The sequence below is a fragment of the Bradyrhizobium septentrionale genome (assembly GCF_011516645.4).
GTDB classification, from domain to species: Bacteria; Pseudomonadota; Alphaproteobacteria; order Rhizobiales; family Xanthobacteraceae; genus Bradyrhizobium; species Bradyrhizobium septentrionale.
Genome location: NZ_CP088285.1, coordinates 5575409 through 5596417, shown reverse-complemented (window position 1 = coordinate 5596417; position 21009 = coordinate 5575409). Strand labels below are relative to the sequence as shown.

Below are 21009 nucleotides of genomic sequence, written 5' to 3'. Positions count from 1 at the left end.
GAGTTTTCCGACTTCCCGGCCGCCGATATGCGCCGCAAGGCTTCGAGGACTCATCATGGCACAATGATAGCTGCCCGAACTTCACCAGCGCCGAGCTGGGCCTGCGCATCTGGATTGACTACTTCGATCCAGCGAAGCGCGAGATCAGCGCGGGCGGCTCACGCTTCACGCTGGAGCCCGCCGATAATCTCGATGACATCACCGATCCGATCTGCACCGATGACCGGGCGGTGATCCTCGCGGCCGTTGAAGAAGAGCGCGCCGAGATCACCGCTTGCCTCGCCGAGTTGGAGAAGGCCGAAGGCGCGGCCCTGCATTGGCAGCTCGACAACAAGAAGTTCGCGGTGCTGGAGAAGCGCGGCTTGATCAAAAGCGAGGGCGATCTGCTGATTCATCCGAAGGCCCGCAAGGTGAGCGAGCTGGCCTTCACGATGCAGCAGCCGAAGGATATGCGCGTGCTCTACATGGGCGACAACGAAGGCCCTGCCATCATGATGCTGTTGATCGCAAACTTCAATGCGGGCCGCAGCTGGTATGGCCACGACAGCGAGGAAACTCTGCGGCTGGAGATGGAGTCGCGCGGCTGGTGCGAAGGCCTGCACAGCAATGGCCACTACCTCGTTCTCGATCTGGAGCACGCGCATCTGATGCCGCACCCGGATCATCCCCGCAACGAAACCGAGAAGTAAAAGGAACGCTTCCAATGTCAAAGCGAGCATTCATTCCCGCGCTGATCGCCTGCACTTTCTTCGCGGTCATCGCCGCCGAAACCATCGCGCTGGCGAGCGGCCTGCAGTTCGGCCACTTCGCCTTCTGGATCATCGGCTTCGCGATCAGCGCCTTCCTGTACCTGCTGCCGAGCTATGTAGCTTGGCGGCGCGATCATCATGCGCTGCTGGCGATCTTCATCGCCAACCTGTTTCTCGGCTGGTCCTTCATCGGCTGGGTGGCTTCGCTTATCTGGAGCTGCACCCCGGTGAAGCCGCCGCGCCAGCTCTCCCTGATGGAGCGCGCCCTGATCGAGCGCAACATCGCCGACCATCTCTATCTTTGAAAACGGAAACCATCACCCATGACGATTCAAAATCCAAAGCCATCGGACGGGAAACGGATACACGGCGTGTACTGGCTCCACCTCCCAGAGCACACCGATCCCTTTACGCAAGGCTATGTCGGTATCACCCATCGTAAGAGCCGCCAGAAGGAGCACAGGGACAGCAGGCGCATTCCGTCCGGTTTCATCTTCACGGTTCTAGCCGAGAATCTCACGCGCTTTGAGGCTGCGACGATGGAGTGGGAGCATCGCAAGGAACGCAACATCGGCTGGAACACCAAGAAGGGCGGCGGCAAATTTATCCGCGCTCTAATGGCGAGCGGAGCATCACCCAATGTCTAACCTGATCTTCAAAGCCGCCGATGTGCTGCGCGTAGTCGAGCACACGCTCGCTGCGCCGAAGCAGTGCGCGGCCTTCACCGGCCCGGTCTCCGAGCCCTCGATCTTGCTGGTGCATGACGAGGGCGTCTATCTGATGAGCAATGGCGAGCCGCGCGATATCGCCGAAGGCGAGCGCTCGTATGTAGCCCACGCGCTGGGCTGCAATCCGAAGATCGACAGCGATTGGTACGACACCAGCCGCGATCTGGTCGGCGGCGATGACTTCGGCGAGGCCCTGCCATGGGCCGCCGAGATCAAGCAGCAGATCGAGCAAGGCGCGCAAGAGATCATCATCACCCTAACCGCCGACTCGCTGGAGCTGCAGCAGCTCCCGAGCCGCAAGCATTGAGGAGCATCACCATGCCGCAGAACATCACCAACAAGGACTGCATCGGCGAAGTGAAAAAGCGCGAAAAGATTTACGACGCGGAATGCTCGGGCCTGTACGTCAGCCTGAGCCCCACCGCGCCGCCGACCTTCTCGCTCAAATACACTTGCCGGATCACCAAGCAGCGCGCCACCCAATGGCTGGGCATCTATCAGAAAGGAGGTGAAGGCAGCCCAGCGCGCGACGTAGCCTATTGGCGCAGGGAAGCCATGAAGCTGAAGATCAGGATCGGCAACGGCGAGGACATCGCGCAGGCCGCGCGGCAGGCGCATGACCGGCAGGCCAAGCAGCAGCTGACGGTCGGCCAGCTGATCGATCAGCGCATTGCATGGATCAGCGAGGAGATCGAGGTGCGCCGCCACACCGAGGACGGCGTCATCATCAAGCGAAAGCCGCGCATGAAAGACTGGTCGAACATGGCCAGCCATCTCAATCGCTTCGTGCGGCCTCGGCTCGGCTCGATGGTGGCGCGCGAGGTTACCAACGATGATATCGCGCAGCTGCAGGCCGACATCCTCGCGGGCACGCTGATCATCCGGAACGGCAAGGCCGCCAAGAAGGGCTCGGTCTCCAGCGCGCGGCATATGCGTAAGGCTGTCTCGGGGCTGTTCAACTGGGCGGCTGAAGCTGGCCGCAAGTATGTCAGCACCAGCCCCTGCGTGAATTTGCCGGCGCTGCCGCAGGAGGAGCCGCGCAAGCGCAAGCTGAGCCCTGACGAGATCAGGATTCTCTGGCATGGCCTGGACCGGCCCGACATGCCGATTGATCGCCGCATCTGCCTCGCGCTGAAGTTCGCGCTGGCCTCGATGCTGCGCTCGGTCGAGATGCTGCACATCCATCGCGATGAGCTGGGCCGCGATGGCTTGGCCAGCAAGCTGCCGCTGGTGGTGATCCCCGAGGAGCGCGTGAAGAAGGGCCGCGAAATACATCAGCCGCTGAGCGATCTGGCGGTCGAGATCGCGAAGGAAGCGATGGGCAATTATCCATGGCTGTTCGCGGGCCGCTTCGGCACCGAGCCGCTGAACCGCAAGGCGATGGCCTGCGCGCTGCGCGGCAAGACCAAGCTGGTAAAGGGAAAGGTGGTGATCCAGAGCGAAGGCATCTGCCGCATGCTCGGGCTGAAGCCCTTCACGCCGCATGATCTGCGGCGCACCGCTGCCAGCCTGATGGGCAACATCAAGGTGCCGCGCTCGATTATCTCGCTCTGTCTCGACCACACTATCAAGAGCGACGAGCATGGCGATGTCTCGCCGATCACCGGCAAGCATTACGATCAGGCCCCCCGCATCGCCGAGAAGCGCGAGGCCTTGCAGCTGCTCGCCGATGAGATCAGGCGCATCGTCGCCGAGCCCGTGCAGGCGCAAGAGGAGATGAAGCGTGCGGCCTGAGCGAATATGCGGAAAGTGACATAGCTAAAAACGTTAGCTGATAAGGCCTCGCTCCGGTTGATCCGGGGCGAGTTATTTGTTGGCATCGGGTTCTGCAGCGAGGTGCGAGAATGCATCCGATGCTGCAGCCGATTTTTCCGACCAAGCTGGCCATCGCTTCAGGAGCCCTGTGGTGCGCGTGGACGGTCGCCGCTGTCTTGGTCCATACCGGCCAAATTTCCTCACCAGCGCCTGCGGCTGCTGATCCGCCGCCGCCAATTCCGGTGCTGGCTCGCTCGGATCGCCTGCCGCTGCCGCAGGCCTTCGATGATCGCTGGCGGGCTCCAGCCCCAGCTGTGCAGCATGCGATCATGGCTGAAGAGCCCCAGATCAAGCCAGATAAGGCCAGTGGGCCTCGCTTGAAGCCAAGGCATGCCAAGCGCCATGCAGATCGCGTAGCGCCCGAGATAGGCCAAAACCTGTTCTGGTCCGCCGAAGGGACGCTTGGCATAGACGACCCACTCGAGCTTGCGGAGGGCGTTGAGATGGTGGTCGAATGCCGCCGGTTCGGCGAGGTGACCAAGGTGGCCGAAGAACTGAAGCTTGGTGCTATCGAACGCCGCCTGCAGGCGCTCCAGGAATAGCCGACGATACAATCGTGACAGGACACGAACGGGAAGGAAGAAGCCGGGGCGACGATGGACCCAGCTTCCATCAGGGGCGATCCCGCCCGCCCGGCACGAGGCAATGTGCATGCGGATGATGCGTCAGGGTCTGGCCCCAGGTATGGAGAATCGCGATCATCCCGGTCTCGGCACCGAGATGCTTCGGGTCGGCGCTGATGAGACGTATCGTCTCGGCTGCCGTTTTGAGCAGGATGTCGTAGACCACCGCCTTGTTCTGCAGCGCGATGGCGGCCACGGGCGCCGGCACGGTGAAGACGACGTGGAAATAGGGGACCGGCAGCAGGTCGGACTGGCGATCAGCGAGCCATTGGGCGCGTGCGAGGGCTTGGCATTTTGGACAGTGCCGATCGCGACAGCTGTTGTAGGCGACGCGAACCAGGCCGCAGTCGTCGCACCGCTCGACATGGCCCCCGAGCGCTGTTGTGCGGCACGCCTCGATGGCCGCCATCACACGGCGCTGGTCGGATGAAAGCCGAGAGTCCTGCGCGCCACGAAACGCGGCGCCGTGGCGGCGGAAGATGTCCGCCACCTCAAGCACGGGGCGCATATGCGCAGCTCAGTCGGGTGGGATCACCGTGATGGAGAGCCCATCGAACGGGCTGGTTGTGCGGGCGAGCAGATTGGTCGCAACTTGTGCGTAGCGCGCGGTCGATCCGAGGTCGGTATGTCCGAGCAACACCTGAATGATGCGGATGTCGATCCCGCTTTCCAGAAGATGGGTCGCAAACGAGTGCCGGAGAGTGTGGACAGTGATCGGCTTGGCAGTCCGAGCGCGGCGGCGGGCGGCCCGGCAGGCTTGGCCTCAGAGACCTCCATGCCGCCGAATTTGGCCTTCCAATTGTAGATCGTCGCCTCGGAGATTCCATGCTTGCGAGCCAGGTCGGCCGTCTTTGCACCAGCCTCATGCTCCTTCAGCACCGCGATAATCTGCTCTTCCGTAAACCTTGCTCGCTTCTTCTGTCCGTCCTTCGTCAGGCCGGACTCTAACTCCATCTGGAGGAACTACGCAGTGGCAGGTCACGACCTGGTGCTACGTTTCGGGCAGCAGGTGTCGGTGAAGGTTGTCGCCCTGACCGACAGCCTCCGCCCCCCGGGCTTAATCGGCAGATGCGCAAGGCGATCGATCGACAGCGCCTCTATGAGGCGTCGGCCGAGGTCCAGGGCATCAAATGCGCCAACCTCGTCAGCAACAGAGGTTGTTTAGTCAAGCGCATGCAACAGCTCGTCGGAGTCCTGAAGGTGCTCATGGCCTCCAGTTCGAGGAGCGAAAGGGGCGGACCTTCATCAATGCAAATAATCCTTCACGAAAAGCAAAATGGCGTTCTCGATCTGGTCGTCGTCAACCGATCGCAATTCGAATTGCTTTGCGCGCGATTCGAGGTTCCGTTGATCTTCGTAATGCACTTTTAACACCCCATTTACGGTTGCCTTGAAGATGCACCGAGATGCGTTGGCTGTTTTTTGAGGATCACTTGTATACAAGCAACGAGTGCCTACATAGCCGAAAGTCGCCTTTTCGGTTTTGGCGTAGAGCTTCCGTCCGCCCTTCATGGCGTCATTTAGCTAGCAACGCACCTTCCACCTTCGAATCTGGTGGCCGGGAGAGCGCTGAAGCAGCGCACAAGCATAGCACGCGACCAAGCTAGTGGGCCTGTGCGGCGCGACACTTTAGGGTATACGGTTAGCCCGATGAGTTGTGCAAAGACCCATTCTTTTGTGACCAGCCATGGCGCGCCATTACAACGAGCAATTTCGTCAGCTCTGGATCGACGCGGGATACAGTAAGCACGCCGGGAGCGCTGCTGTTGTCCCGCCTCCGCCAATAGAGTATCGGCGAGTCTACTATTTGACTTCAGCCGAATATGGGCTGAGCAACATTGTCTTTGGCCGAATCAAGGTCTCACGACTATCGACGCTCAATGATCCATTTGAGGTACTGTGTCATGGTGCTTTGGGCCACGTTGTGAAGCGGCAGCTTCTCGACCTGAAAGATCGGCTCGACGCGACATTAGGGTTGATATGCTTCAGCGCTGATTGGACTGATCCCGCACTCTGGGCGCATTACGGTGATCGCAATCGAGGCATTTGTCTCGGAGTTGATATCCCGAGGGGGATGCTGCGGCAGATTGACTACATGACGGATCGGCTTCAAGGGAAAATCAACTCCGCTCATTTGGCGAGCCCAAGCGAAGCTCTCATCGATCAATTGCTGACGACGAAATTCTCAAGTTGGAAATACGAGGATGAATTTCGCCGGATCGTAGCGCTTTCCGATGCGAAACAGGAAGGACATCTGCATTTTCTTGATTTCGACAAAAATCTGCGCCTCGCTCAAGTAATTGTTGGACAAACCTGCCACCTAAACTGGGAAAAGGTCAAAGAGACGACCAAGAAAATGTATCCGAGCGCTGACGTTTGCAAGGCGCGCCTTGCCGACAACTACTTCAAGCTCGTTCCGGACGAGGATACGATCCCGGACCCGCGCGAGATCAAACCATGGTGGAAATAGTCTACATCCTGGATGATCGACCCAACCTGCACAACATGAAAAAATTGGCCGAAGACCGCCGCTACGCCGATCCCGAGAAGGCGGCGCGCCGCCTGATGGAGCACGCCCGCGCCTTCGAGCCGGTGCGGGACGGCCGGATTTATATTGAGAAGTTAAACAACCCCTTCCTATTCGAGGACAAGGCCTCCGTGGCTGAATACAGCGCCGGTCTCAAGTATGCGATCGTTCATGGTTGGCTGGAGCCGGTCCATGAGAGCGGGACCTTCACCCGGATGACTCAGGCTGGAAAGGACCTGTTCGCCTGAGCTGCGCGCTAGCAGCCCTGTGAATATCCGGGACAGCCGTCCCAATCATCGCAATGCTACCCTGCATTGTGCCAACGTGCGTATTCACCGATTCGCTTACTTGTGACAGACAATGGCTGATTTCGAATTCAACGATCGCGCCGACTTCCAGAAGATGGTTGATGCGCGGATCGAAGAAACACTTACCCTCGAATACAAGGCATCGCCCGCGCTATCGCGAAACAGTAAGGACGTACACGAGCTGTGCAAAGATGTGTCAGCTATGGCCAACTCGGCCGGAGGGCAGATCGTTTATGGAATTGAAGAGGACAAGAAGACCTGCAAGCCAGCCAAGGTCGATGATGGTGTGGTGGATGACAAGATCACGCGAGAGTGGATTATCCAAATCCTGAACTCCAAAATCCAGCCTCGCATTGACCGCGTGAGCGTTCAGCGGATTCCGTTGAGCGACAAAGGCCACGGATTTGTCGTTTCCGTCGAGCCGACCTTGACCGGCCCTCACCAAGCCCCGGACAAGAAATACTACAAGCGCTTTGAACTCCATGCCGTGCCGATGGAGGATTATGAAATACGAGACGTCCTCCGGAGGTCCACTATGCCTGACCTTGCGCGTGCGCTTCACGCTGAGCTGGCCGATCTAGTCGCGAGATGCTGCTTCGATTCGGAGAACAAGTGGCGTCAGTATTGGCCAGCGAGTGCGCAAGGCACTACCTTGGAAAAACATGAACTGCGGAGCTTTGCACCGGCAGAACCAACGATATTTGCCAACGCCTCGGGCGAGCTGGGGTTACTGGGCAAAGATGCCCCGTTGCGTCTGGTTCAATTCTATAACAGCTTAGCTGCGCTGCGACGGGATATCCGCGACATTGCCGATGGTCTAACTGGCAACCCGGCAAACGCGAGGCTCGTTCGGCAGGTCGCGCAACGCTTCCTTTTCACCCTTCAACCCGGGCTTGACGCCCTTCGCGCGCTGGAACATTTGGTACCGGATGCGGAGAAGGTCGAGGAAGCCGCGATTAAACCTTACGACGCCACTCGCCAGATTGGACCGGCGCCCGATGGGACTCTTCAGGATCGTATCCATCAACTTCTGCGATAGAAAGAACTTCCAATCTTTGCGCCGATGAGTCTCTTCGAGATAACCATTACGTCCCGTGCTGGTACCACCGTCTCGACCGCGTTCGACCAGCTTGCGGCACACGGCCGAGCTTGACTGTGCCTATTTATTGAGGGAGGAGCGATGGCTGATTTGCCGACGTTATCAGTCATCCTCCGGTATCGTTTTCAAAACGGCCTCGGCGTTTTCTGGTACTGTCTTAAATAGTGTTTGGAGGTCACTCAAGCCCAACACCGGAGCGGAACGCATTTGATCCTTTGCAGTAGCCTTCGAAACGTCGATCTCGTTGAAGCGGGCCTCCATCTTTCTGAAATGGGCGTAGCAGCCAATATCGATCGCAAATGCTTGGAAGTTTCCTGTCTGTGATTTGTGCGTGAGAGCGCTTCCGGCTTGATGGATGATGCGATAGTCAACGAGGCGGCTGAAAAGCGTTCTCCAGTTCTCGTCCTGCTGGAGCAGTTGCTCGGGTATTAGAAAGATGTTCGTTTTTTTTGCTAAGCAGAACTCCCTTAAAACATAGATACCGGCAATCAAGACGTTTTGTTCGTCGATTTGCGAATCTTGCTTTAGCTCCTCAATTCGCCGCTCCAGATTCGATCTACTGAGAACGCGCACCTCGTCTTTTCCAACTGCCTCACCCTCGCTTTGGCTCATTGCTTCCAAAAAGAGGGAAAGCACGTCGCGGGGAACGCCACCGCCAGCCATCACCAGCCGGGCGAAGCCTTCACCCTTAAACAGAGCATCTAGCTCATGCTTATCCATCCCAGCTCGTCGGCCGTACTCCATCAGGATTTGCCAATTCTGGGATTCCGTTCTGCCAAAAGTACGCATACGACGGAGGCCGCCTGATTGACGCATGCGCGCGGGCACGGCGAGGTCTATGATGGCATTGGGTGAAGGGTGAAGGTCAGGCGGCCTGCTGATTGGCTGGCTTGTCGGCCTGGCGCAGGAGCTTCCATTCCCAGGGCAAGAGCTCGTGCAGACGCGATGCGGGATGATCGGCGATACGGGCCAGGACGTCGGCGAGCCAGGCCTTGGGATCGACGTCGTTGAGGCGACAGGTCGTGATCATCGTCAGCATGATGGCGGCACGGTCGGCGCCGCGTTGGCTGCCGGCGAAGGTCCAGTTGCGCCTTCCCAAGGCGATGCCTCTCAATGCGCGCTCAGCGCAATTGTTGGTCAAGCAGATCCTGCCGTCGTCGAGGAAGCGGGCGAAGCCGTCCCAGCGCCTGAGCATGTAGTTAATCGGCTTCAGGACCTCGGAGGAACGCGAGAGGGTTTCGCGCTCGCGGAGCAGCCAGGCATGCATGTCCTCGAGAAGTGACTTACTCTGTTCCTGGCGAGCGGCACGCCGCTCGCCGGCACCGCGGCCGTTGATGGCGCGCTCGATCTCGAACAACGTATCGAGGCGTCTGACAGCCTCCAGCGCGATCGGGGAGACCGGTTTGCCTTTCTTGCCTTCCCGAGCATTTTTCTCGATATCAGCCAGCTCGAAGAAGCCCCGCCGCGCATGGGCCACGCAAAACGCCGGCGTAATCGGCAGCGCCTTCTTCTGCGGGTCGAACAGCGGCTCGAAGCCGCTGTAGCAATCCGCCTGCAAGATGCCGGCGAAGGCGGCCAGATGTCTCTGTGGATGCTCGCCTCGTCGGTCGCTCGAGGCGTAATAGACCGCTGCCGGCGGCGCAGGCCCGGCGAACGGCCGGTCATCCCGCACATAAGTCCAGATCCGCCCGGTCGTGCACTTGCCCTTCGCCAGAATACGGATGGTGGTGTCGTCGCCATGAAGGCGCTCGGCAGCGAGCACGTGGCGTTCGATCAAGTGGAAGAGCGGCATGACGGCGAAGGTCCCGTGGCCGACCTGGTCGGCCAGCGTCGACAACGGCAGGTCGATCCCCTCGGCCTTAAAGCGCGCACTCTGGCGGTTGAGCGGGATATGCATGCCGAACTTGTCGAACAGGATCGTCGCCAGCAATTGTGGGCCGATGAAGCCGCGCGGCGTGGCATGGAACGGCGCGGGCGGCTGGCTGATCTTCTCGCAATCGCGGCAGGTGAACTTCTCGCGTACCGTCTCGATCAGCTTGAAGCGGCGCGGGATCTCCTCCAGCGTCTTGGTCACATCCTCACCGATCTTCGCCAGCCGCGATCCACCGCAGCAGGCGCAGGTCGTTGGAGTCTCAATGACGACGCGCTCGCGTTCGATATCGTCAGGCCATGGCTTGCGCACCGGCCGCTTGCGCATGAAGGGGCGGACGTTCTGCGTCTTCGCCGCTGCGGCCTGTGCGGCAAGCTCATCCTCGCTCGCCGTGGTGACGAGTTCTTCGAGCTCCAACTCCAACTGCTCGAGCAGCCGTGCCGAGCGCTCGGATGTGAGCGTCACGAGAGGATCACGGGTGCCTGGGCTTGACTTGCGCGGAATGCTCTGGATAGCGCGGTCGGGATGATTGACGCCGCCGGCGCGCGGTGATGGGTTGATCCCGGTTCGGAGCGGGCAACGGGGATCAGAATGACCAGCGAGTCGCAGCTGCGCGAGAAGCTTCGGAAGATCGAGGCGTTGTTCGTGGGGGCCGGAACTGCTGGTGAGCGCCTTGCAGCGGAAGCCGCGCTGCAGCGGGTGCGGGCCCGGGTCGAGGAACTTGCTCGCCACGATCCACCGATCGAACAGCAATTCTCACTTCCCGACCAGTGGTCTCGGCACCTGTTTCTGGCGCTTTGCCGCCGATATGGGCTGCGGCCGTTTCGTTATCGCCGACAGCGACGTAACACGGTGATGGTCCGTGCGTCACGGGGCTTCGTTGATCGAGTCCTGCTGCCCGAGTTCACCGAGCTGGAGGGTGCGCTGCAAGTGTATCTGCACGAGGTAACGCTGCGCGTGATCCGCGAAGAGATCTACGACGACGCCAGCGATGCGCAGGAAGTTCCCGACGCCGTGCCGTCGAACTGATCAAGCGGCGAGCTTTGGCTCCGAACCATCGCGCTCGGCTTTCCAATTCCACGGCAGCAGCGTGTTCAGCTGATTGATCTTGGTACGTCCGGAGACGATGCGCTCGAGAACATCAGTAAAATAGTGCCGTGGGTCGATGTCGTGAAGCTTTGCGGAGTTGATGAGTGATGCGAGAGTGGCCCAGGTTTCGGCGCCGCCCTCACTGCCTGCGAACAGATAGTTTTTCTTTCCCAGCCCGATCGGCTTGATGCTGCGTTCGACCGTATTGCTGTCGATCTCGATGCGCCCATCATCGATGAATCGCGTCAGGCCATCCCAATGGTTGAGGGTGTAGCGGATCGCCTTGCCAAGGCCGGATTTCTTCGAGACTTCCAGCAGTCGCGCCTCGAGCCAGGGCTTGAAGTCCTCGATCAGCGGTCTGGTGTCGGATTGTCGCACCGCAGCTCGCTGCGTCGCCGGCAAACCGCGAATGCGATCCTCAATGGCGTAGAACATCGCGATCCGCTGCAGCGCTTCCGCGGCAATCGGCGATTTCGTCGCGATGTGGACGTCCCAGAACTTCCGCCGCGCATGCGCGAAGCAGAACGCCAGTTGTACCAGACGGCCGCCGTTTTTAATCAGCCCCTTGTACCCGGCGTAGCCGTCGACCTGCAGGATGCCGTCGTAGTCTCCAAACAGCTGCCTGGCGCGGATTGCCTTGCGATCCTCGGCGAACACGTAGACTACTGCCGGCGGCGCCGGGCCGCCCCACGGGCGGTCGTCGGTGGCGATCGCCCAGAACTGGCAGACTTTGGTTCTGCCACGGCCGGGATCGAGAACTGGCAGCGGCGTCTCGTCGGCAAACAGCCGCGGGTAGGACATCACTGCGCGGCGCAACAGCGCGTGAAGCGGCTTCAGCCACCAGGCGACGCGGCCCATCCACGAGGCCAGCGTTTGCCGGTCGAGCGTGATGCCTTGGGCGGCAAACATCTGTTCCTGGCGATACAGCGGCAGCTGGTAGCCGTATTTCATCACCGCGACGTGGGCCAGCAAGGCTTCCGTCACCATTCCACCGTCGATCGCCTGGGCCGGCGCGGGTGCCTGCAGAACACCCTGGCGGCATCCCCGGCAGCCGTACCGTGGACGCATGATGCGCTTGACCCGGTACTGCATCGGAATGACGTCGAAGGCTTCCTTGACGGTCTCCCCGATCTTGTGCAGCTGCTCGCCGCAGCAAGGGCAGATGTGGCTCTCGATATCGATCACGACATCGATGCGCGGCAAATGCTCCGGAAGCTTCCCCCGGTTGCGTCGCGCCGGTCGCTTTCCACGGCCCTCCGCTCCGTCAGGCAGCCTGCCTCCGGTCACGTCGTCGTTGGCGGCGGCACGAACCGCCTGTGCCCTGATGGTGAAGAGAGACAGCTGTCCGATATCCAGTGTCTCGGAGCGCGGACCGAAGATCGTGCGCTTGTACTGGGACAGGATCATCAGGAGCTTGTCGTTCTCCTGGATCGCAGCGTCGCGTTGGGCGATCGCTGCATCACGCTCGGTCGCCAGCGTGCTGCATTCCTCCGACAACGCCGCAAGCCGTGACGATAGCGTCATCACGGCTTGTCGGAGCAATGCTGGATCGGAAGGCAAATCACTCATGCAGAGCGATTCTACAACAACTCCGCATGAGTGACGAACGACTCTTGATAATGATCAACCAGCTCGCATCGGCTGATCCACAACTCGCATCGGCACACGCTTCCAGTCCGAGCCATCGAGCAGCACCGAGAGCTGAGCATGAGATAGCGACATGACGCCTTCCTTGATCGGCGGCCAGGTGAACTGCCCCTCGATTCTTTTGTAGTAAAGGACAAGGCCGCTTCCATCCCAAGTCAGGATCTTCACGCGATCTCGGCGCTTGGAGCGGAAGACATAAAGTCCGCCGTCGAACGGATCGGCTCCAAAGGCCTCGCTCACCAGCATCGCCAGCGAGTCCATGCCGCGGCGGAAATCGACCGGCTGCGTCGCAATCCAGATCGACAACCCAGCTCGAAGCCCGATCATCGACCAACCGTCCCGACCGCCGCCAGCACCTCGCACAGTGCCTCCCGGTCGACTGTCCCCCTGACACGGATGCGAATCGCGCCGACCTCGATCTCGATCGCCGCCTGCTCCTCACTCGGGCGCCCACAGCCGGTGATCGCGACCGGCACAAAGCCAGGTGGCATGCCTCTGTCCCCGCGCTCCGCGACCTGCGCCCGCGTAGCCTGGCGACGCCAGAGAAACAACAGGCTTGGACTGATGTCGTGTCGCCGCGCCACTGCGGACACGCTTGCACCCGGCGCAAAACTCTCCGCAACAATCGCCGCCTTCGCATCGGTCGACCAGCGCCGACGTCGGCCCGTCCCGGTGATGATCTCGACACGCTGCAGCGTGTCGGCGCCGTGTTCGAGGATAGGCATATGCCTATCCTTATCGCTATCCTTACGACTATCCTTTGACATTGTGACCTCGCGACAAACCATTCCGCGAGATCTTCCTAGCCGACCAGATCAACCCTCAGCGCGTGGTCTCCGCATGACGCTCACGCTCGGATCGCTGCCCGTGCAGTTCGCGTTTCAGCTTCTCGATGCGCAACTCGAGATGAGCGATCAGCGCCTCGGTATCCGACAGTTTCGCCTGCGCATTCGCGGCTTGCGCCTGCCAGTTGGCGGCCTTCGCCTCGGCTTTCTGTCGCGCCTCACGCTCGGCCTGCAGCGCCGCCAGGGCACTGACAAGGTCCGATGGAAGATCATCCGGCTTCGATATCATGGAGCCATTGAATCAGATCGAGCAGCAGATTCAAACCGTAAAACGACTATCCGACCCGCGTCGGACGCTGGGTTTCTTGAGGGTTGCGCCAATCGATCCCGGACAACAGATAGCTCAACTGCGCCGGAGAGATCGTTACCGATTCACCAGCAACCGATGGCCAGATGAACCTGCCTCTCTCGAGTCTTTTGGTGAACAAGCAGGCGCCCTGGCCATCGTGCCAAATGACCTTCAATAGATCACCGCGTTTGCCCCGGAAGCAGAAAAGACCGCCGCCCATGGCGTCGCGCTTGAGCACTTCCTGCACGCGCAGAGCCAGGCTCGGAAAGCCGCACCGCATGTCGGTATGGCCCGTCGCCAGCCACACCCGCACGCCCGTCGGGATCGGGATCATCGGCGCGCCAGGCCCCGAGCAATTCGAACGACCGCCTCGATATCCGCACCGGGGCCGAAGACCACGCGCAGCCCCTGAGGGCTCACGATTTCGATCTGACCTGTCTCGACAGCTTCCGTCGTTGGCGGCGTACTTGCCGCAACTATCGCAGGGACGAATGTCGGGCCGATCGAATCCTCTTCGGCCGGATCATGACAGGTCCAAGCCTTGCGCCAGCTCAGCAGAAGCTGACGTGATATCCCATACCGGCGAGCCGTCGCCGACACCAGTCGTGGCCCCGAGAAGCTCTCCTCTACGATTCTGAGCTTCTCCGCACGCGTCCAGCGTCGCCGCCGACCGGTCTCCACCAAATCCATGCGGCTCAGCACCGCACTGTCCTTATGTCCGTCCATAAGGACAGTCAGCTACAGATCGGAAAAACTCGCAAGACGGCCGCCCTCGGACGGATACTGCCAAAATCGCTGAACGTATAGTCAATGTTTATCGGCTGATAGTCGTGACGCTCCTGCGCACCTATAGGCTGCCCTTCTCGATCCGCAAACATTGTCGAGGCATGCCGCATTGTAGCGATCTTAAAAAACAGCGGCACGTCCTTGCAGAGCCTATGGATGTAGTCGACAACAAAGGCTTGGTCGGCTCGCTTTAGATGATAAAGATCATCGATCTGCAAGAAAATGCATTTGACGTTCGTCGAGACAGCAAAAAATTCTCGGATGCTTTTCTTCAGCTCGGGCAGCCAGAGGTCTAATTCTTGTAGTTTTTGACGGTGGCTCCTGAACGATCGTTCGGTTTCGCTTTTTGTCTTCCTAGAGCCTCCAAGTGAGAAGTTCACAGCTTCCGCATGAAGTCCGGCCTCACTATTCAACGCATTCTCATTAGCAGTCGTCTGTCTGATATCTTCCTCTTGAACATCTGGTGACTGGTGCATCGTCGCCAGTTTGGCGCGGATACTCTTGATGATTTCCTTGGTTCTCCTCTTCCTACCGAACCAACCGGAAAGATGGGAATCGATTTCTTCGAACAAGGACGACAGGATTTCGATCAGGACATTTGGAAATGTGTGCTGTTTGAAATCCTCACAATTCAGATAGATTGCTTTGATCTCTGGCGGAAGCTGCTTCGCAGAATCATGAAGCAATAGCGTCTTTCCACAACCGCGCCGAGCAAAGACGGTGTGATTTTGCCTTGCGCTAATATCCTCCATCGCGTGCCCGACGTTAATGTAAGTAATGGCCTCGTGCCCCAACTGGACACGTAAACCCTCAGTTATCAGCTGACGCAATTTAGCGAGCTTCTTTTGGTCAACCACTAGACCCCCACCGACATTCCATTGCTGGTTGTAAGATGGCGGAATTGTCCGCGATCGTCGAGAGAAACGTTGCGCGAACTCATTACACTTTCCTCTAGGAGCTTGTCTGGATAGTCGCTGTTCAAATCTGGTCGGGTCTGATTCAACATTGGGCGATGAGCAAGTATTTTCGGCCTTGGAACATCGATCAGACGCTGCTTCTGCCGCCGAATGTGCAGGACTTCGTGCCGAAAGGCCATGTCTCGCGGTTTATGGTTGATCTGGTGCGGGAGAGCCTCGATCTCAGGGAGATCATGGGCAGCTATGTGAGCGGGCTTGGGCAGCCGCCGTTTGATCCGCGGATGATGGTGGCGCTGCTGCTGCATAGCTATGCGAGTGGGCTGTATTCGTCGCGTCGGATTGCCAAGGCCTGCCGGGAGCGGAACGATTTTGTGATGATCGTGGCGCTGGATGCGCCGGATTTTCGGACGATCAGCGACTTTCGCAAGCGACATTTGAAGGCGCTCGGCGCGCTATTCGTGCAGGTTCTGAAGTTGTGCGAGACGGCCGGGCTGGTCAAGCTCGGTCATGTCGCGCTGGATGGTACGAAGATCAAGGCGAACGCGTCGAAACACAAGGCGATGAGTTATGAGCGCATGAAGAAGCGCGAGGCGGAATTGAAGGCCGAGGTCGCTCGCATGCTGGCGGCCGCCGAGGCGGCGGATGCCTCGGAGGATGAGACTTTCGGCAACAGCGACGAACTGCCGGACTGGACCGTCGACAAGCAGAAACGGCTGGCGAAGATCCAGCAAGCGATGGCGGCGCTGGAAGCGGACGCCAAACTGGCGGCGGAGGAAGAGCGCCGCATCGAGGCCGAAAAGGAACAGCAGCGCCAGGCCGAAGGCCGCAAGAAGCCGGGCAAACCGGCGGCGCTGCCATCGGAGGAACCCAATCCCAAGGCGCAACGCAACTTCACCGATCCGGAAAGCCGCATCATGAAGTCGAAGGATGGCTTCGTTCAGGCCTATAATGCCCAGGCGGCCGTCGATGCACATGCCCAGATCATTGTCGCGCAAGAACTGACCCAGCACGGCAGCGATCAGGGCCAGTTGGTGCCCCTGATCGAGGCCATCGAGAGCAATCTTGGCCGCAAGCCGCGGCAGGCCTCAGCGGATTCCGGCTACTGCAGCGAAGCCAATCTCGAAGCGCTCGACACACGCAGCATCGATGGCTATGTCGCGCCCGGACGCGCCAAACACCCGACAGTAGCGAACGGAAAAGTCGGCGGCCCGCTGACACAGGCCATGCGAAAGAAGATCGACGATGGCGGCTTCGAAACACCCTACCGATTGCGAAAGCAAGTGGTGGAGCCGGTGTTCGGGCAGATCAAACAGGCAAGAGGCTTCCGCCAGTTCCTGTTGCGGGGCATCGAGAAAGTGCGCGCCGAGTGGACAATGATCTGCACCGTCCATAACCTCCTCAAGCTGTTCAACCTCGCAAACGCAGCCTGAGCCTGCTACTCTACAACAAATGCCCGTCACGAAAACATATCTGGACGGGCTCCTAGCCCGCCTTATTCGTCAGAGTGCGCCTGAGAGGCTGGCGAGCGTGGTGTAAAGCGCTGATGCGGCGTAGGATTCGGTTGCGAAGCCAACCCCATCACCTTCAGCCGCGAACACCACGCCCGCCATGACCGACGATACGATTCCGCCCTTCTCGTTTCCAGCCGTTCACGCCAAGAAAGTCACAGCCGCCTTCGATGGCGGTCGGCTGGCCTCGAACGGGGGCGTGATGCTTCTGGCGATGGCCGAGCGGCGTCTCGGCTTGGCCGACAATCTGGCCCGGGTGTTCCCGGATCGGCGCGATCCGACGCGGGTCGTGCACAGCCTTGTCGATATGTTCCGCGCGCGCATTTTCGCGATCTGCTGCGGCTACGAGGACGCCGACGACCTCGATCATCTGCGGTCCGATCCCGCATTCAAGCTGGCCTGCGGACGGCTGCCGGACACGGGTCGCGATCTGTGTTCCCAACCGACGCTGTCGCGGCTGGAGAATGCTCCGCGCCTGCGCGACGTGATCCGACTGACCTACACTTTGGTCGACGCATGGATGGATAGCTACCCGCGCGAGCCGGCATCCGTCACGCTCGACATCGATGATACCTGCGATGTCGTCCACGGCCATCAGCAGCTCTCGCTGTTCAACGCTCATTATGACGAACGCTGCTTCCTGCCGATCCACGTCTACGACACGGAGAAGAGCCGGCCCGTGGCGGTCGTGCTGCGGCCCGGCAAGACGCCGGGCGGCGTCGAGGTGCGTGCCCATCTGCGCCGCCTGATACGGCATATCCGGACGCGGTGGCACAACACGCGAATTACGTTCCGTGGCGACGGGCGCTATGCTCGGCCGGAGGCAATGGCGTGGTGCGAGACCAACGGCATCGACTACATCTTCGGTCTGTCCGGCACCAAGCCGCTCGCCAGAAAAGTCGACGAGGCCGCCGACGACATCCGCACGCGACGCGCCATCGAGAACCTGCCGGTTCTGCGTGGCTATACCGAGACGCGCCACAAGGCAAAGTCCTGGGATCGCGAACGGCGCACCGTCGCCCGTATTGAGGCGACGATGCTCGGCCTCGACATCCGCTTCGGTCGTCACCGGCCTCGATGTCGGCTCGGCCGAGTGGATCTACGACAGCCGGCGGGCCTTTTCCTGTTTGAGCGCTCCCCTCAGCGCCACCAAGCATTATTCAGCTTGGGGGCGTTGTTTGATTCGGTGGCCTATTTCGCGTCTGCGAGTGGCAAATAGAAAATCCCAGCGCTCCGGCGTGAAGGCGCTGGGACTTTAAGGGTGAATGGAACGGGGCTGGGAAAAGTTCATCCACCCGATTGTCCAATTTCCCTGACCCGGATTCGTTCCTGCACAGTGGCCTGTTTTGATTTGGCGAGTGGGACGCTATTCGTTCTTTCCAAATCAACGAGTGGCGCGACAAAGGATTCAGCGTTCACCCCATGAAATGGGACGGGATAACGATAGCCGGTTGCGCCTCAATCGCACTTTCCGTGCTGATCCTAATTGTCATCTTTACGATGTAGTCGAGCGCTCCCCTGCAAGAGAGGAAAAGTGAGCAATTTTGCTCAGACCCCACGATGAGGATATGCAATTCGTGCCTTACCGGGGTTTTGCAAACCCACCCGGGGCGGGAAGCCGCCGCCCGCGATACATTTAAGCGGGCGGCGTTTTTATGTGAAGCGAGGCCGCCTCAGTTGGGTAGTGGGGGCGGTCATTCCGCAGCCTTCTTCGCTAGTTCCAGTCCTTGCTCACGCCCCTCGGAGATGCCTCGGGCGATTGCACTTATGATGCGGTTCGGGCTCGCCCCGCCCATCCCTTGGAAGGGCCGCAAGGCGTTATGAATCTCCCGGGCGCGCATCAAATCTGCTTCTGTGACGTTCGGCTTTGACATGATCGAAAGATGCGCCGTTGGTAGTCAACATTCCAGCCCAGAACCCCGCCACAATTTCGGGAAGCCCGTTCCATTGCAGGCCGGGCAGATACATCCTTTGATCTTCGGCTGCAGTTGAAGTTTTCCGGCCGCCTCAGTTGGGTGGCACTATTTGTCAGGCGCGATCACCGCAGGCAGCGGCTGCGTAGGCAGGATATCCGTATCGGTCTGGCGCCCACGCGACAAAGCCAACGCGAACGCCAATACGACTGCTGTTATGATGATCGCCCCACGCATACGAACGTCTTTGTTCCCTCCGGGCAATATGCACAATCTGACAGAAGTCGAAGGCCGCCCCAGTTGGCGGCCTTTTTCCACGGTATCAGGCTTGGTTCAATTTTTCCCAATTTGAATCCGGGAACGCCCCAATTCGCTAACGACACGTCAATTTCTTTTGGCACGTGAGCAATATTGACCAGCCTTGGAACGTCGGCTGTTCCAACCTCCGGCCATCACCGCCCTGTAACGGCGTCTGCCGGTGACTGAGAGCGTTCGCGCTCCCCGCCCAGAGACAAGGGAGCGTGGCATGATCGAACAACCCCATTACGATTCATATTCAATCCCAGCACGCGTCAGTCTTGGCATCGCTATTTTCGGCGGCACTCTGCTTATCGCGGTGATGCTTACGGGTGCCTTCATCGTGCACTGAGGCCGCCGCAGTTGGCGACCTCTTTTACAATCAGACAACCGCCGCGCCGCGTGCTTTGTCCGCCAGTGAAAGAGTCTACACGATGCAACGCAGCGATCAGTGGACCGAGTTAGTTTCATGCCCGAACTGTGGAATGTCAGGGGCTGCCCGTCTTTCGAAGGCCAAAAAGGGAGCCTTTGATTTTAGGGTGGAGGCCATTCCTGCGGGCTTTAAAGTGAGTCGCTTGGAATTCGGTAACACCTTCTTCTGTGGGGCATGCGATCAACCGGCGCGTACCCAGATAACAAAGCAATGAGGCCGCCTCAGTTGCGCCACTGAGAGCATCCCCGGCCCCGCGCTGGATGAGGCCACGGGGCCGGGAGCCAGCGGACCGGGAGAAAGGAAAACCGAAACCCCCGGTCCTATCCAATCAGAGATCAGTACGGGGACATGCCATGATCCATCGCGAAGCCGTGCCTGTCGGGCACACCTCACCCTACAAGCGCATCGAGATCGCGCACCTTGGACGTAAGACCATCATCACATCAGACGAGCTGGCAATCTCGGGTGATCGCCTGCCTGATCTTGCCGCGTATCGATACGATGAAGACTTGCGCGCCTATCTGCTCAAGGCCCGATACGGCTGAGCATCGGCTGCATAGACATTGAGGGCATTACGCAAAAGGTTCTTCCGGAGGCCCCCCGGCTTGAACGGGTCGTAGTTGGGGGGAGATGATCCCCGATCCCGCCCAAAAGAGCTGTCTTAAAAAACGGGACCGGAGACCATGCCCTTGTCCGTCCCCCGCCCCGGAAAGGTTTCGGGGTGCGAACGATGCGGCCGATCATGCTCTATACCCCGGCCGCACATTGGTTAGAGCGAGCCGGGACCGGGGTCACGTTCGCTCAATTGGATCGGGCGGCCCTCAGTGGCCCGCCCGTTGCGCGCGATAGACACGGTTGAATTCCTGCAGCCGCCCGGTGCCTTTGAGCGAATCCATGAATGCGTCGAGTTTCTGGACCGCGTCCTGCGCGCGCGAGATCGCTATATCGTGCGGCGTCAGCGTCTCGTGCCAATGTGCCGCCGCCCGTTCAAGCGCGGTTAGGCCGTCGCTGCACCGGGCCGCTCGCCTGCCTCTTTGCGAGCCTGCCGCGACACGGCGATGGCGTTTCCCTCCCGCACCCAATTCACCGAGACGGCGCGCGGGTCGATCTTGGTGCCAACGCGGAACGAACAGATGCCGGTCATGCCCGCCGGCGCGTCAAAGCTTAGCGCCGTTTCCTGCCCCAACGTCTTGATAATTTGCGTGCGCTCCGCAGCTGCGGAATCAATGCGCGATGCCCTGGCGCCGCAAGCCCGCTCACTTCCTCCGCTACTGGTCCGGTCCTGTCGATCGAAACGCCGGCTTCAAGACCGTTTTGGTGTCGCTTGCGATCACCCCAACGGCCGGCTGAAACTCGCCGATCTTCCGGATTGGGACTGGTCCGATATCTCGGCGCACCTCAAGTGCACCGCGTGCGGCAAGGTTGGTTGGGTCGATACCCGGCTAGACTGGGGCGAAGTGATCAATTTCGCCAAAGGCGTCTCTGGCTGACTGCCGAACGTCGGGTCTGCTGGCCTTGCTGCGTTTGCTCACCGGCGCTAACGCTGGTCTTGGGGGTTGGCGGAGA

The 21009-nt window shown here is 59.9% G+C and carries 22 protein-coding genes and 6 pseudogenes; 15 read left to right on the top strand and 13 right to left on the bottom strand.

Features of this window, described 5'->3' with window-relative positions; all coding sequences use genetic code 11:
* Window positions 1–158: 158 nt before the first annotated feature.
* Window positions 159–395 carry a hypothetical protein gene (locus tag HAP48_RS28585; RefSeq protein WP_165125073.1) on the bottom strand — a complete coding sequence of 79 codons (237 nt, stop codon included), beginning with the start codon at window positions 393–395 and terminating at the stop codon, window positions 159–161.
* 15 nt (window positions 396–410) lie between these two features.
* Between HAP48_RS28585 and HAP48_RS28580 the strand changes: the two genes are divergently transcribed.
* Genes HAP48_RS28580 through HAP48_RS28560 form a run of 5 tightly spaced genes read left to right on the top strand, consistent with a single transcriptional unit; the run spans window position 411 to window position 3211 of the window.
* Window positions 411–689, top strand: coding sequence for a hypothetical protein (locus tag HAP48_RS28580; RefSeq protein WP_165125076.1), 279 nt, complete (start codon window positions 411–413; stop codon window positions 687–689).
* Window positions 690–703: 14 nt separating this feature from the next.
* Window positions 704–1054, top strand: coding sequence for a superinfection immunity protein (locus HAP48_RS28575; RefSeq protein ID WP_035977336.1), 351 nt, complete (start codon window positions 704–706; stop codon window positions 1052–1054).
* Between the two features lie 18 nt (window positions 1055–1072).
* The gene (locus HAP48_RS28570) at window positions 1073–1396 is read left to right on the top strand and encodes a hypothetical protein (RefSeq protein ID WP_029082603.1); all 324 of its coding nucleotides are present in this window, start codon (window positions 1073–1075) and stop codon (window positions 1394–1396) included.
* Complete coding sequence (locus HAP48_RS28565; protein ID WP_166202969.1) at window positions 1389–1784, top strand: DUF3085 domain-containing protein; 396 nt, start codon at window positions 1389–1391, stop codon at window positions 1782–1784. Before HAP48_RS28570 ends, HAP48_RS28565 begins: the two co-directional genes overlap by 8 nt.
* 11 nt (window positions 1785–1795) lie before the next feature.
* Window positions 1796–3211, top strand: a complete 1416-nt coding sequence (locus tag HAP48_RS28560; protein WP_166202966.1) for a tyrosine-type recombinase/integrase — start codon at window positions 1796–1798, stop codon at window positions 3209–3211.
* A 416-nt stretch (window positions 3212–3627) separates the two neighbouring features.
* On the opposite strand, the pseudogene HAP48_RS28555 reads toward HAP48_RS28560, so the two are convergent.
* The 3 pseudogenes from HAP48_RS28555 to HAP48_RS28545 form a co-directional block, all read right to left on the bottom strand.
* Window positions 3628–4423 (bottom strand): annotated as a pseudogene (locus tag HAP48_RS28555) (IS91 family transposase); the annotation flags it as partial.
* A gap of 9 nt (window positions 4424–4432) precedes the next feature.
* A pseudogene (locus tag HAP48_RS28550) lies at window positions 4433–4672 on the bottom strand (tyrosine-type recombinase/integrase); the annotation flags it as partial.
* Window positions 4672–4869, bottom strand: a pseudogene (locus HAP48_RS28545) (transposase); the annotation flags it as partial. The pseudogenes HAP48_RS28550 and HAP48_RS28545, both read right to left, overlap by 1 nt.
* A 114-nt stretch (window positions 4870–4983) precedes the next feature.
* Between HAP48_RS28545 and HAP48_RS28540 the strand changes: the two are divergent.
* From HAP48_RS28540 to HAP48_RS28525, 4 genes are all read left to right on the top strand, one after another.
* The gene (locus HAP48_RS28540) at window positions 4984–5286 is read left to right on the top strand and encodes a hypothetical protein (RefSeq protein WP_029082606.1); all 303 of its coding nucleotides are present in this window, start codon (window positions 4984–4986) and stop codon (window positions 5284–5286) included.
* Window positions 5287–5602: 316 nt separating this feature from the next.
* Window positions 5603–6385: a hypothetical protein gene (locus tag HAP48_RS28535; protein WP_051346483.1), complete on the top strand. Its 783-nt coding sequence runs from the start codon at window positions 5603–5605 to the stop codon at window positions 6383–6385.
* Window positions 6373–6690, top strand: a complete 318-nt coding sequence (locus HAP48_RS28530; protein ID WP_224496651.1) for a hypothetical protein — start codon at window positions 6373–6375, stop codon at window positions 6688–6690. The genes HAP48_RS28535 and HAP48_RS28530 overlap by 13 nt, the downstream gene beginning before the upstream one ends.
* Window positions 6691–6802: 112 nt before the next feature.
* Window positions 6803–7789: an AlbA family DNA-binding domain-containing protein gene (locus HAP48_RS28525; protein ID WP_029082608.1), complete on the top strand. Its 987-nt coding sequence runs from the start codon at window positions 6803–6805 to the stop codon at window positions 7787–7789.
* A gap of 162 nt (window positions 7790–7951) precedes the next feature.
* Here the strand turns inward: HAP48_RS28525 and HAP48_RS28520 are convergent, their stop codons facing one another.
* Window positions 7952–8569, bottom strand: a complete 618-nt coding sequence (locus HAP48_RS28520; RefSeq protein ID WP_166202964.1) for a hypothetical protein — start codon at window positions 8567–8569, stop codon at window positions 7952–7954.
* Window positions 8570–8714: 145 nt separating this feature from the next.
* Window positions 8715–10172: pseudogene (tnpC, locus tag HAP48_RS28515) on the bottom strand (IS66 family transposase); the annotation flags it as partial.
* Between the two features lie 138 nt (window positions 10173–10310).
* Between tnpC (HAP48_RS28515) and HAP48_RS28510 the strand changes: the two are divergent.
* Complete coding sequence (locus HAP48_RS28510; protein ID WP_166202962.1) at window positions 10311–10748, top strand: hypothetical protein; 438 nt, start codon at window positions 10311–10313, stop codon at window positions 10746–10748.
* Here the strand turns inward: HAP48_RS28510 and tnpC (HAP48_RS28505) are convergent, their stop codons facing one another.
* The 7 genes and pseudogenes from tnpC (HAP48_RS28505) to HAP48_RS28475 all read right to left on the bottom strand — a co-directional run bounded on the left by tnpC (HAP48_RS28505) (window position 10749) and on the right by HAP48_RS28475 (window position 15232).
* Complete coding sequence (gene tnpC / locus HAP48_RS28505) at window positions 10749–12332, bottom strand: IS66 family transposase (RefSeq protein ID WP_166215215.1); 1584 nt, start codon at window positions 12330–12332, stop codon at window positions 10749–10751.
* 99 nt (window positions 12333–12431) lie between these two features.
* Window positions 12432–12782: an IS66 family insertion sequence element accessory protein TnpB gene (gene tnpB / locus HAP48_RS28500; RefSeq protein WP_166202960.1), complete on the bottom strand. Its 351-nt coding sequence runs from the start codon at window positions 12780–12782 to the stop codon at window positions 12432–12434.
* A complete protein-coding gene (gene tnpA, locus HAP48_RS50205) occupies window positions 12779–13180 on the bottom strand; it encodes an IS66-like element accessory protein TnpA (protein WP_166202958.1) in 402 nt (133 codons plus the stop codon). The genes tnpB (HAP48_RS28500) and tnpA (HAP48_RS50205) overlap by 4 nt, the downstream gene beginning before the upstream one ends.
* Window positions 13181–13304: 124 nt before the next feature.
* Window positions 13305–13529, bottom strand: a pseudogene (locus HAP48_RS28490) (IS66 family transposase); the annotation flags it as partial.
* A 46-nt stretch (window positions 13530–13575) separates the two neighbouring features.
* Window positions 13576–13923, bottom strand: a complete 348-nt coding sequence (gene tnpB / locus HAP48_RS28485; protein ID WP_063676425.1) for an IS66 family insertion sequence element accessory protein TnpB — start codon at window positions 13921–13923, stop codon at window positions 13576–13578.
* The gene (gene tnpA / locus HAP48_RS28480) at window positions 13920–14315 is read right to left on the bottom strand and encodes an IS66-like element accessory protein TnpA (RefSeq protein ID WP_166202956.1); all 396 of its coding nucleotides are present in this window, start codon (window positions 14313–14315) and stop codon (window positions 13920–13922) included. The genes tnpB (HAP48_RS28485) and tnpA (HAP48_RS28480) overlap by 4 nt, the downstream gene beginning before the upstream one ends.
* An 8-nt stretch (window positions 14316–14323) precedes the next feature.
* The gene (locus tag HAP48_RS28475; protein ID WP_166202954.1) at window positions 14324–15232 is read right to left on the bottom strand and encodes a P-loop NTPase family protein; all 909 of its coding nucleotides are present in this window, start codon (window positions 15230–15232) and stop codon (window positions 14324–14326) included.
* 155 nt (window positions 15233–15387) lie between these two features.
* On the opposite strand from HAP48_RS28475, the gene HAP48_RS28470 reads away from it, so the two are divergent.
* From HAP48_RS28470 to HAP48_RS28455, 5 genes and pseudogenes are all read left to right on the top strand, one after another.
* Window positions 15388–16722, top strand: coding sequence for an IS1182 family transposase (locus tag HAP48_RS28470; RefSeq protein WP_166202952.1), 1335 nt, complete (start codon window positions 15388–15390; stop codon window positions 16720–16722).
* A gap of 178 nt (window positions 16723–16900) precedes the next feature.
* A pseudogene (locus tag HAP48_RS28465) lies at window positions 16901–17909 on the top strand (IS1380 family transposase); the annotation flags it as partial.
* 1330 nt (window positions 17910–19239) lie between these two features.
* Window positions 19240–19362: a hypothetical protein gene (locus tag HAP48_RS50200; RefSeq protein WP_256434709.1), complete on the top strand. Its 123-nt coding sequence runs from the start codon at window positions 19240–19242 to the stop codon at window positions 19360–19362.
* A 434-nt stretch (window positions 19363–19796) separates the two neighbouring features.
* Window positions 19797–19988, top strand: coding sequence for a hypothetical protein (locus HAP48_RS28460; RefSeq protein WP_165125094.1), 192 nt, complete (start codon window positions 19797–19799; stop codon window positions 19986–19988).
* Between the two features lie 513 nt (window positions 19989–20501).
* Window positions 20502–20933 carry a hypothetical protein gene (locus HAP48_RS28455; RefSeq protein WP_165125097.1) on the top strand — a complete coding sequence of 144 codons (432 nt, stop codon included), beginning with the start codon at window positions 20502–20504 and terminating at the stop codon, window positions 20931–20933.
* The last annotated feature ends 76 nt before the right edge of the window (window positions 20934–21009 follow it).